This window comes from Clostridium sp. (assembly GCF_051650885.1).
Taxonomy (GTDB): domain Bacteria; phylum Bacillota; class Clostridia; order Clostridiales; family Clostridiaceae; genus Clostridium.
The window spans coordinates 1-12,001 of record NZ_JBOFRG010000181.1 but is presented as its reverse complement, the minus strand read 5'-3'; the positions used below and the strand labels follow the sequence as shown (position 1 = coordinate 12,001).

Sequence of the window (12,001 nt, the reverse complement as noted above, 5' to 3'; positions counted from 1 at the left end):
GATATCCTCCATCCAGCTATATATTCATTTTTATCATGTACGCCTAAGACGATATTAGTATTCCCTACATCCACAAGCAAAATCATAAAAGCACCACCTTAATATAATTAAAAGCAGCTTTTTTCAGCTGCTTTTATTTGGATAAAATCACTTGTTTTTAACAATATTAATTTTAACAATTCCCGCCCATTTGTCAAGGCTTTAACAGTATTTAAAATAGTCCAACAATCTCTCCATTCTCTAATATATCCATATTATTAGCTGCTGGAACTTTTGGTAATCCTGGCATAGTCATTACATTTCCTGTTAAAACCACAATAAATCCTGCACCATTTGACACTCTAACTTCTTTAACCATAATATTAAAATTCGACGGTTTTCCTAATAATGCTGGATTATCTGATAGGGAATATTGTGTTTTTGCCATACATATTGGTAATTTATCTAATCCGAACTTCTCTAATTCATTTATTTGTTTAATTGCCGCAGCATCATAATTAACATCAGTTGCTCCATAAATTTCACTAGCTATTTTAAATATTTTTCCTTTAATCGTATCTTTTTCATCATATAAAACTTCAAATTTTGATTCTTCATTTTCTAAAATATCTAATACTTCCTTTGCTAATTCTAATCCACCTTCTCCACCTTTAGCCCATACATCAGAAAGTGCAACTTTAACTCCATTTTCTTTACAGAATTTCTTTATGAATTCTACTTCTTTATCTGTATCTGAAACAAATTTATTTATAGCTACTACTACTGGCACATTGAATTTTTTTGCATTTTCAATTTGCTTTTCCAAGTTTGCTATACCTTCTTTTAAAGCTTCTACATTTTCAATATTAAGCTTATCTTTAAGCACCCCGCCATGATGCTTTAACGCTCTTATAGTTGCTACTATAACAACACAATCCGGCTTAAGCTTTCCATATCTACATTTTATATTTAAGAACTTTTCTGCACCTAAATCAGCTCCAAACCCTGCTTCTGTTACTACTATGTCACTTAATTTTAATGCCATCTTTGTTCCAATTATTGAGTTGCAACCATGAGCTATATTTGCAAACGGTCCTCCATGTATTATAGCTGGTGTATTTTCTAAAGTTTGAACTAAATTTGGCATTATAGCATCCTTCATAAGCATTGCCATAGCACCTACTACACCAATCTCTTTTGCATATACTGGTTCTCCCTCTAAATTATATCCAATAACTATGTTTCCCATTCTCTCTTTTAAATCTTCTAAGCTTGTTGCTAAGCAAAGTATTGCCATTATCTCTGATGCAACTGTAATCATAAATCCATCTTCTCTTAAGAAGCCATTCATTTTACCGCCCATTCCTACAACGACTTCTCTAAGAGCCCTATCATTCATATCAATAACTCTTTTGAATGTTATTCTTCTTGAATCTATCCTTAATTCATTTCCTTGATGTATATGATTATCTATTGCAGCACACAATAAATTATTTGCCGAAGTAATTGCATGCATATCACCTGTGAAGTGTAAATTTATATCCTCCATTGGTACAACCTGTGCATAACCTCCACCTGCTGCTCCACCTTTAACACCAAAAACTGGTCCTAATGAAGGTTCTCTTAATGCAATCGTTGCATTTTTCCCCATTTTACAAAGAGCCTGCCCCAATCCTACAGTTACTGTTGATTTTCCTTCTCCTGCAGGTGTTGGATTTATTGCTGTTACTAAAACTAATTTTCCATCTTCTTTTTCTTTACTCTTTTCTAATATATCTAATGAAAGCTTACATTTATTTTTACCATACATTTCAATATCATCTTCTGATAATCCTAATTTTTCTGCTATCTTTAAAATATGCTCCATTTTTGCTTCTTGAGCTATTTGTATATCATTCTTCATTTTCAAACCCCTCTCCTTCATCGTTCACCTTTTTATTCATTTTCCATCACTTTTAACTTATTATAACATCTCACTTTTGTATTTTAAATAGATTTTTCGAATATTTACCTCTTTTTGTAAATAATAGTTCGTGTATGGTAAAAAAATAATACCCCAAAGCTAACGCTTAAGGGTATTATTTTATATTTCAGTACAAATTCTTTCGAATTCATCACCATCAATTTTTTCTTTTTCTAATAATACTTTTGCAACTGCATGCAATGTTTCAATATTCGTTTTTAATATTTCTTCTGCACGAATATATGCTTCATCTATTAAGCCCTTAACTTCTCTGTCTATTTCTGCTCCAACTTCTTCAGAGAAATTTCTATTTTTCCCAAGATCTCTACCTAAGAATACTTCATTTGGTTCAGAACCATATGATATAGTTCCAAGTTTTTCACTCATTCCATATTCCATAACCATAGCTCTTGCAATAGCACTAGTTCTATCAATATCATTTTTAGCTCCTGTACTTATATCACCTAATATTAAGCTTTCAGCAACTCTTCCACCTAAAAGTCCAACCATATCATCCTTAAGTCTTAACTTAGACGTATATGATCTATCTTCATCTGGTAAATGCATTGTGTATCCACCTGCCATACCTCTTGGAATTATACTTATTTCATGAACCGGATCTGAGAACTCTAAGTTTCTCATTACAACTGCATGACCTGCCTCATGGTAAGCTGTAAGCCTTCTATCTTTTTCACTAACAACTCTACTTTTCTTTTCTGGCCCGGCCATTACTTTTGTTATAGCCTCTTCCATATTTCTCATTGTAATTTCTTTTCTGCCTTCTCTAACTGCTAAAAGTGCTGCTTCATTAGTTAAATTTTCTAAGTCAGCACCAGCGAATCCTGGTGTTCTTTTTGCTAATACTTTCAAATCAATTTCTTGAGCTAGAGGTTTATTTCTTGTATGCACCTTTAAAATTTCTTCTCTTCCTTTTACATCAGGTGCTCCTACAAGTATTTGTCTATCAAATCTTCCTGGTCTTAGAAGTGCCGGATCTAGTATATCACGTCTATTTGTTGCCGCAATCATAATAATCCCTTCATTTTCACCAAAACCATCCATTTCAACTAAAAGTTGATTTAATGTTTGTTCTCTTTCATCATGTCCCCCACCAAGACCTGCTCCTCTTTGTCTACCAACAGCATCTATCTCATCAATAAATACTATACACGGAGCATTCTTTTTAGCTTCAGCAAAAAGGTCTCTCACTCTTGATGCTCCTACTCCTACAAACATCTCTACAAAATCCGAACCTGATATACTGAAAAATGGTACACCAGCTTCTCCTGCAATAGCCTTTGCAAGAAGAGTTTTTCCTGTCCCAGGAGGTCCTACTAAAAGCACTCCCTTAGGTATCCTTGCGCCCATTTCCGTATAAACAGTAGGTTCTTTTAAAAAGTCTACTATTTCTGCAAGCTCTTGTTTCTCCTCATCAGCACCTGCTACATCTTTAAAAGTAACAGTTTTTGATTCTGGTGTTGCAATTTTGGCTTTACTTTTACCAAAGTTCATCACACCTTTATTTCCTCCACCGCTATTGCTATGGGATTGTTGTGTTATAACAAACAACACTATTAAAATTAAAACTACAGTAACTATACTTGGTATAATTGCGATCCATGCACCTGTATTTGATGGTGGTTCAAACTCTACCTTAATATTTGGTTTTGGTGAACTTACCATTAAATTAGAAAGCATTTGTTGTGGTGCATATGTTATAAATTTCTTATCATCATTTTTAACACCATCAATAGTCATTCCATCATCATGAACGTAAAGGCTTTTTACATTATCCCCATTCCACATTTGCTGGAATGAACTATATGGGACTAGCTGAGGCTTATTTCCTGTTTCCCATACTAATACAGCAGCTCCTACAATAACAACTATCAGTATAGCCCATACTGCTGCACTTGAATATTTCTTCATTCAAGCATCCCCTCTCTTTTCAAACTATTTTTTTGAGTATATTTCTTCTTTAAGAATTCCTATAAAAGGTAAATTTCTATACTTTTCTGCATAATCTATTCCATATCCTACAATAAATGCATTAGGCACTTCAAACCCTATATAATCCACATCAATTTCCGCTGTACGTCTTTCTGGTTTATCTAAAAGTGTTATTATTTTTACACTATTAGCCCCTCTTGTACTTAAATATTTTTTTAAATATGAAAGTGTATTTCCCGTATCAACTATATCTTCTACGATTAATACATCTTTACCTTCTATTCCATGGTCTAAATCCTTTAATATTCTAACTACACCAGATGATTCTGTCGAATTACCATAGCTTGATACTGCCATAAAATCTATTTCACAAGGTATTGTAATATTTTTGATTAAATCTGAAGTAAATAATACTGACCCTTTAAGAACTCCAACTACTATTAGATTTTTCCCCTCATACTCTTTGCTTATCTTTTCTCCAAGTTCCTTACATTTATTTTTTAAATCCTCTTCAGTAAATAATATTTCTTTCATATGGTCTATCATCATCTTCTATCCCTTCCTTTTGTAAATTATTTTCAGTATATTTTCAGTATCCTTTGTTACCCTATATATTTCTGATAATTTTACTCCTACTACCCATGCTATATTATCATCAAATTCTATTATTGGTAACTCATCTCTTTTTTCTTTTTGTATTTTCATATCTATAAAGATATCTTTTAGCTTCTTAGTTCCCTTCATTCCAAAAGGAACAATTTTATCACCGTTTTTTCTATTACGTATAATAATGCACTTGTTAATTTTATCATAATCAAAATATTTAATTAAGTCATTATTGGTAATTTTTAAATTTTTTTCTTTCCTTATTACTTCAAACTTAAATTCATATTCTCCAAAGTTTTGTACTCCCTCAACATCCTCTTTTCCAATAGTTATCTCACTAACCGTACATTCTTTTTTTTCTACTCTTTTTTTTATATAAATTTCACCATAAATATTTTCTGCATAAATTCCATTTGGTAAATCCACTCTTTTATTTGTCCCTAGAGAATTTAATTTTATTACTTCTTCTATATGCTTCATCTCAAAGTCATATGTACTTTTAGAAACTTTAACTAATACTTTTCTTATAACTCTTGCTAATATAGTTCTACTTTCATTAAATAATTCTTTTTTTATTTTTATATTTCCATTATCTTTAATGCAATACTCTTTAAATTTACCTTTTGCATAATCTGTTATAAATTTATTATCTTCATATAAAATATGAGTCATTCTATTTATAGCCGTCACAACATCATTATTAAAATTTTCTTTCATATAAGGAAGTATCTTTAACCTTATCTTATTTCTTGTATATATGGTTTCTAAATTTGTTTTATCTATTCTTGGTTTTAAATCAAACTCTTCACAATATTCCTCTATTTCGTTACGCTCCATACAAAGAATCGGTCTTATAAATATCCCATCTCGTTTTACTGGAATTCCACAAAGCCCTTCAAGCCCTGTTCCTCTCATCATTCTCATTAAGATTGTTTCAGCTTGGTCATTTGCATTATGTGCTGTTGCTATCTTTGTGTATCCATGCTCTTTTCTCACACTATCAAAAAGCTCATATCTTGCATCTCTTCCACCAGTTTCTGTTGAAACTCCTCTTTCTTTAGAGTAATTTTCTATATCTATTTTTTTACTAAAAAATTCAACACCTAAGCTTTCACAAAATTCCTTCGCATAAAGCTCATCTTTATCTGCTTCTACGCCTCTTAGCATATGATTTAAATGAGCTGCTCCTATCTCTAAATTATATTTTTCTTTTACACTATATAAAAGATGTAGCATACATATTGAATCTGGGCCGCCCGATAATGCCACTAAAACCTTATCCCCATCTTTAAGTAATTCATTTTCTTCTATATGCTTTATAAACTTTTCTCTCATTTTTATCCACTTCCTAATAATAATTGATATTTATATAATACCTTATTAAGTCTTTCCATGCATATTTTTTTAATTCCTCAAACTTTAAAAGGATACTTCGCTTATTTCTTTCTAAAACGAAATATCCTCTGAGTTTAATGTATTCTTTGAACTTTAGATACAATTACAGTCATATCATCATGAATAGCTCCATTATTTAACCTTTTAGATTCTTCAATCAATTCAATAGCCAATTCCTTTGGATCATTTCCTGCATTACATAAAAATCTTTCTATCCACTCTGTATCTCCAACCCTATTCTTATCCACATCTAAAACACCATCACTTAAAATTATTACTATATCTCCTCCTCTAACCTTCTTCTCTATTTTCTCTACCTCTATTTCATCTACTAAACCAAATGGTGGCATATTAGATGATATTTTTATTACTTCACTTCCTCTTTTTATAAAACTCGCCGTTGCTCCTACCTTTATAAACTCTGCCACACCCGTATATAAATCTATACTGCTCATATCTAAAGTTGAAAATTTCTCATCTTCATCAAACTTCATAGTCATTATTGAATTCACTGCATTAAGTGCAGTATTTACATCAAAACCATTAACCATAAATTTCTCAACTAAATCTACAGTCATTTTACTTTCTTTAGATGCTTCAGGACCAGATCCCATTCCATCACTTATAAATGATAAATACTTCCCATTAGCCACTGTTCCAAAATTATAAGTATCACCTGTATACTCTTCGCCCTCTTTAATACTCATCCCTACATAAGATTGAACATTATATTTAGGCATTTCAGTTATAGTAGCTGTACACTCTTTATTATCAGTTCTTATCGAACATCCATTTTTCCCTATAGTCATAGGCTTATTCATAATACTACTTACTATTGGCAATACATTTTTAGTACAATACCTACATCCTGAACAATTAGTCATATTTATCTTTATTTTAGTTTTCCCTTCTCTATCTACAAAAGCTAATACATCCTTATATTGTATTGAATTTTTATTTAACTCTTTTCGTATCTCTTTTTCTAAGTTTCCATAAACCACAATATCTTTCTTAAAATCAAATAGCATTTTCCCTATATTATCTACCATAATATTCATATGATTTGCTATAAGCTTTCTTCCCTCTTCTATTTTCTCTCTATTTATAGCCTCTGCATTCATACTTAAAACTAATTGATCAACTTCTTTTAATATCTCATATTTCCTCATACACTTCTTTTCAAGCTCTGCTGGAAAAAGCTTAAAATTATCCTCCCTACCCTTTATAATCTTTTCAAAGCAATTATATGTCATATTGAACTGTGAACCCCAACACCTATTTGCTTTATCACACTTTGAACAAATTCTATCTGCTAAATTATTAACCATAGCTGTACTTTTATCTTTATACAATAAAGCTTCATTTGTAGATAAATTCTCAATAGCTACTGATACATTACTCAAAACATCCGTAAGCCCGTCCACTCTATTTGAAAATTCTTCCTTCAATTGATTAGCATGTTCTGAATTTAAATTCTCCATTTTCACATCAGTATTTATCTCTTTATCAATATTCTTGATAACCTTACTCGGTATTATCAAAAATATTACTCCCCCTAAAAGAACCTCTATTATCTCATTAGTTATCGTTCCAGTTGTATACAATGCTAAAATTGAATAAATAACTCCTGCTGCTAAAAAAGAAAACATTCGTCCTATTTCCTTAAATAGCCCAGAAACTAAACCCACTACACCATAAATTCCAATTCCTTCAATCATATTCCCACTTGCTATTCCAAGTATAAGCCCCATAGCTATCCCTGTTGCTGCACCATTTGCAAGTCCCCCAACATAAGCTATTAACATTATAAATATTATGGCAACCACTTCTCTAACTTCAACACTAAAAATTGTGAAATCTCCAATTCCAGTAACCATTAGACAACCTATAATACCTATACTAATAAGCTCTTCTGTTGTAAAGCAATAATTTGTATTGTAATTTTCAAAGCACTCTAATCCATATTTAATAATAAAATAAATCGGTACTATTACTGCTGTATATATGACACCTAATATACACGTAGTCTTTATATCTTGTTTATTTATTAATATAGAAATCACAAATTGAGTAGTAAAATAAATCCCTAATACACTTTTCGTCCCTATAAATATCTCTTTCTTACTCAATATATATGACAACATAAAAACCCCTAAAATCGTTATTATGTATATCGACGCGTTACCTACCTTTTCATTTACGGTAAGATAGCCTAAAATCCCTCCAATACTCGAAAAAATTATTTTATTTTCATCCTTAGTTTTTAACATAGCTGCTAAAAATGCTATCCCAAAAGGTGCTAATCCTATAAATTCTTCTTTATTTATATAAATAACTACTCTGCTCAAAAGAAATGTCGTTATTATTATCCCCATTACGACAGTCAAATTTACATTTTTAACTTTTACCCTTTGTTTTTTTTCCTTTTGCATTATTTTATGATTTAATCCGTACTGCATGGCTTCTCCTTAATTTACATATTTTGTAAATTAATTATATCAACTATACTTTTATTTTCTTGTCGTTATATGTTTTATTTCAATTAAATCGCTTTACATTATTTTTAATTTTTCTCTTTTTTTGCACATTTTTCTTTTTTCTCTTTTATTAAACTTTCTCTACTACACTAAAATAAGTAATTTAATCTTTTGAAAAACTACTATTTTTGTAAAATAAAATCACTTTTTATAAAAAATTTTTTTCATAATTCTATTTCATTTGCATAAACTTTTATTTAAACGCAAAAAAATAGATCTAAGATAAATCTTAGATCTATTGGTGCCGAAGACCGGAATCGAACCGGTACGGTGTTTAACCACCGCAGGATTTTAAGTCCTGTGCGTCTGCCAGTTCCGCCACTTCGGCATGACAGTGGTAGCGGAAATAGGACTTGAACCTACGACCCTTCGGGTATGAACCGAATGCTCTAGCCAGCTGAGCTATTCCGCCTTAAATGGTTGCGGGAGCAGGACTTGAACCTACGACCTTCGGGTTATGAGCCCGACGAGCTACCAACTGCTCCATCCCGCGCTATTAAATTGTCATGTTTAAAATAAAACTTGGTGCCGAAGACCGGAATCGAACCGGTACGGTGTTTAACCACCGCAGGATTTTAAGTCCTGTGCGTCTGCCAGTTCCGCCACTTCGGCAAGACAACAAGTTTAAATGGTAGCGGAAATAGGACTTGAACCTACGACCCTTCGGGTATGAACCGAATGCTCTAGCCAGCTGAGCTATTCCGCCTTAAATGGTTGCGGGGGCAGGACTTGAACCTACGACCTTCGGGTTATGAGCCCGACGAGCTACCAACTGCTCCACCCCGCGATATTAAGTTGTATCAAGTAAAAATAAATTTGGTGCCGAAGACCGGAATCGAACCGGTACGGTGTTTAACCACCGCAGGATTTTAAGTCCTGTGCGTCTGCCAGTTCCGCCACTTCGGCTTGAAATTTGTTTTGTCCCTGACGACAAGATTTATTATATATTACCCCCCTTCTTATGTCAACACTTTTTCTAAAAAAAAATTCTTTTTTTATTTTTAATAACTAAAACCCTCTCAAACACTAGGTTTAAGAGGGTTTAATCACATAAATTTATATAAACTTATTTTTTAAAATTAACGAATTAATAGTTTTTCTTACTATTTTTACTTCTGAATTCTTGATGTTTTTTTACATCAACCATTCTCTCTTCGCTATCTTTTAGAAACTTTGACATTTGATCTTCAAAGTTTACTGATGGTTTCTTTTTTTCTTGTTTCCATTCAACGTCTACTGGTTTCACACTTTTCTTCTGCTTTGGTGTTCCCTGTTTTATTGAAAGACTTATTTTTCCACTATCTTCAATTGAGATAACTTTAACTTTAACTTTATCTCCCTCTTTTAAATGCTCGTTTATGTCCTTTACAAAAGAGTCTGCCACTTCTGAAATATGGACTAAACCAGTTTTTCCACCTTCGATTTCTACAAAAGCTCCAAAATTTGTGATATTAACCACTTTACCTTCTAATATGTTTCCTGCCGCTAAGCTCATCTTTAAAAGATTCCTCCTTAATTTGAATAAATATATATGTTATTATTAATAATAACCTAACTGTTTGAACTTGAGGCACCTTTTCATATGATGACTAATAACTATCTAGCTTCTATTAAGCTAATTAGCTACCTGCCTCTCGATAAATAACCTTATTTATCTTTTACTATCTCTTCACCTGGTTTAACCATGTCAAGTCTTTCTCTAGCCAAGGTCTCAATATATTCATCTGTATTCACTATTTTCATTTTTTCTTCAAGTACTTTGTTTTGTCTCTTTAAGTCTTGTAATTCATCCTTCTTTATTGATATTTCGTTTTCAATTTTTTTCATTTTGATTTCTTGATCAATAAAACTAAAAATAAAGAACCCACCTAAAGCAAAAAAAACTAGATTTTTGAATTTTACCCTTCTTCTCATCCATAGTACCCCTATTTTATTATTCTCATATTTACATTTTAAACATTAGTATAAGTTTATTCAAGCCTTTTTTTTACATATTTATTTCTTTCCTTTTGTTTTTGAGTACATTAGCCTTATAGGATATGATATATTTTTATATCCTATTCTAATTATTCTCCATGTTCCATCTACAAATACTACTTCTGCTTTATAAATAAACCTGCTTAATAGCTTTAAATAGCAAATTAACCCTGAAAATATAAAAACATATACATATGGTCCTAAAAAAGCAAAATTATTATACAATAAAAATGTAAAAACTATCATTCCACTTAATATCCAAAATAATATATCTTCTACTATTGCAATTACTCTTAATACATTTTTACCTCTTATTATTCTATAAACATCAAACAAGCTTCCTAATATAAATCCAGCTACTATACTATAGAAAACCATATTTATTTGCATCCCAGTACTTAAAGGCATCTACTACACCTTCCTTCTCTTTAGAATGCTAATAAGCTTTCTTTTTGTAGCTTTATTTTTATTATTCGTATATACTATGCTACTTATAAAGCCTTCTACAATAACATCACCATTTTTCACATCTAGCTTATTTACTTTCAATCCTTGCCCTTTAATATTCATCTTTCCTAATACAGTATTTAAGATTATCTTTTCCTCATTAAAGCTCAATACTTCATTGACTCCTGTCAACGACATTTTTCTTCTGTTTTCTACTTCTATCATACTTTGTAACTTAATAGAATTATTGTCTTTATTCATAATATCTGCTCCCTATATAGTATTTCTCTTTATGAATATATGACAATTTTTTATACCTTATTCTTTTTATCTATATTTAAATTTATTGTATTTTAATTATTTACACTTTTTCTTTTTATTATTCTATTATTCTATACATTTCTTTTGCATCTTCTTTTCTTACATGCTCTGCTATATTAACTATTTCAGCTTTGATGCTTCTACTTGCAAATGCAATTTCTATTATATCCCCTTCTTTTACTGCTGTTGATGATTTGGCTATTTTCCCATTTATCATAACTCTTTCACTTTCACAAGCTTCCTTAGCTACAGTCCTTCTCTTTATTATTCTTGATACTTTTAAATATTTATCTAATCTCATTTTTACTCCTCCTTATAAGAAAAAACCCGAGTTACCTCGGGCTTTTAATTAAGTATTATATATAAAATAATTACTTATTAACTTTTTCTTTGAATTCTTTACCAGCTTTAAATACTGGAACAGTTGATGCTGGAATTTTTATAGTTTCTTTAGTTCTTGGGTTTCTTCCTTCTCTAGCTGCTCTTTCTCTAGTTTCGAAAGTTCCGAATCCAACTAATTGAACTCTTTCTCCATTTTCTAACGCTTCCTCAACGCTTTCAATGAATGCTTTTAATGCTAATTCTGCATCCTTTTTAGTTAATTTAGACTTATCAGCCATACTAGTGATTAATTCTGCTTTATTCACAATTACATCCTCCTTAAATAACAAGTTGTTTATTTATAGTACTTGTTAATTCTTAAATATGTACTATACTTACTTCTCTTATTATATTATTACTTTTTCATCTAGTCTACACCGATTGAATAAATTATTCAATAGTTTTACAAAAAATATATAATACACTTTAATTTTTCAGTATAGTT

General features: G+C 31.0%; 12 protein-coding genes and 7 tRNA genes. All 19 read right to left on the bottom strand.

The features are described 5' to 3' along the window. On the bottom strand, positions 1-86 hold an 86-nt coding region (locus ACRC28_RS08855), incomplete at its 3' end, for a type III pantothenate kinase (RefSeq protein WP_438543086.1). Between the two features lie 125 nt (positions 87-211). Beyond that, positions 212-1,882 carry a formate--tetrahydrofolate ligase gene (locus ACRC28_RS08850; protein ID WP_438543084.1) on the bottom strand — a complete coding sequence of 557 codons (1,671 nt, stop codon included), beginning with the start codon at positions 1,880-1,882 and terminating at the stop codon, positions 212-214. Positions 1,883-2,062: 180 nt separating this feature from the next. After that, positions 2,063-3,871, bottom strand: a complete 1,809-nt coding sequence (gene ftsH, locus ACRC28_RS08845) for an ATP-dependent zinc metalloprotease FtsH (protein ID WP_438543083.1) — start codon at positions 3,869-3,871, stop codon at positions 2,063-2,065. A 24-nt stretch (positions 3,872-3,895) separates the two neighbouring features. Next, entirely contained in the window at positions 3,896-4,438 is a 543-nt protein-coding gene (gene hpt / locus ACRC28_RS08840; protein ID WP_438543085.1) for a hypoxanthine phosphoribosyltransferase, read from the bottom strand. Positions 4,439-4,444: 6 nt separating this feature from the next. Next, positions 4,445-5,833: a tRNA lysidine(34) synthetase TilS gene (gene tilS / locus ACRC28_RS08835; protein ID WP_438543082.1), complete on the bottom strand. Its 1,389-nt coding sequence runs from the start codon at positions 5,831-5,833 to the stop codon at positions 4,445-4,447. Between the two features lie 134 nt (positions 5,834-5,967). Next, on the bottom strand, positions 5,968-8,352 hold the full coding sequence (gene spoIIE / locus ACRC28_RS08830) for a stage II sporulation protein E (RefSeq protein WP_438543081.1): 2,385 nt from the start codon (positions 8,350-8,352) through the stop codon (positions 5,968-5,970). A 317-nt stretch (positions 8,353-8,669) separates the two neighbouring features. After that, a tRNA-Leu gene (locus ACRC28_RS08825) sits at positions 8,670-8,758 on the bottom strand. Positions 8,759-8,765: 7 nt separating this feature from the next. Further along, positions 8,766-8,842, bottom strand: a tRNA-Met gene (locus tag ACRC28_RS08820). Between the two features lie 5 nt (positions 8,843-8,847). Beyond that, positions 8,848-8,923: transfer RNA gene (locus tag ACRC28_RS08815), tRNA-Met, on the bottom strand. A 30-nt stretch (positions 8,924-8,953) separates the two neighbouring features. After that, positions 8,954-9,042: transfer RNA gene (locus ACRC28_RS08810), tRNA-Leu, on the bottom strand. Positions 9,043-9,059: 17 nt separating this feature from the next. After that, a tRNA-Met gene (locus ACRC28_RS08805) sits at positions 9,060-9,136 on the bottom strand. A gap of 5 nt (positions 9,137-9,141) precedes the next feature. Beyond that, a tRNA-Met gene (locus ACRC28_RS08800) sits at positions 9,142-9,217 on the bottom strand. Positions 9,218-9,247: 30 nt separating this feature from the next. Then, positions 9,248-9,336: transfer RNA gene (locus tag ACRC28_RS08795), tRNA-Leu, on the bottom strand. A 181-nt stretch (positions 9,337-9,517) separates the two neighbouring features. Then, entirely contained in the window at positions 9,518-9,925 is a 408-nt protein-coding gene (locus ACRC28_RS08790; protein WP_438543080.1) for a S1 domain-containing RNA-binding protein, read from the bottom strand. A 152-nt stretch (positions 9,926-10,077) separates the two neighbouring features. Then, positions 10,078-10,344, bottom strand: a complete 267-nt coding sequence (locus tag ACRC28_RS08785) for an FtsB family cell division protein (protein WP_438543079.1) — start codon at positions 10,342-10,344, stop codon at positions 10,078-10,080. Between the two features lie 81 nt (positions 10,345-10,425). Beyond that, complete coding sequence (yabQ, locus tag ACRC28_RS08780) at positions 10,426-10,815, bottom strand: spore cortex biosynthesis protein YabQ (RefSeq protein ID WP_438543078.1); 390 nt, start codon at positions 10,813-10,815, stop codon at positions 10,426-10,428. A gap of 3 nt (positions 10,816-10,818) precedes the next feature. After that, positions 10,819-11,115 carry a sporulation protein YabP gene (yabP, locus tag ACRC28_RS08775; protein ID WP_438543077.1) on the bottom strand — a complete coding sequence of 99 codons (297 nt, stop codon included), beginning with the start codon at positions 11,113-11,115 and terminating at the stop codon, positions 10,819-10,821. A gap of 118 nt (positions 11,116-11,233) precedes the next feature. Beyond that, the gene (locus ACRC28_RS08770) at positions 11,234-11,476 is read right to left on the bottom strand and encodes an RNA-binding S4 domain-containing protein (RefSeq protein ID WP_438543076.1); all 243 of its coding nucleotides are present in this window, start codon (positions 11,474-11,476) and stop codon (positions 11,234-11,236) included. Between the two features lie 70 nt (positions 11,477-11,546). Beyond that, the gene (locus ACRC28_RS08765) at positions 11,547-11,822 is read right to left on the bottom strand and encodes an HU family DNA-binding protein (protein WP_438543075.1); all 276 of its coding nucleotides are present in this window, start codon (positions 11,820-11,822) and stop codon (positions 11,547-11,549) included. Positions 11,823-12,001 lie beyond the last annotated feature (179 nt).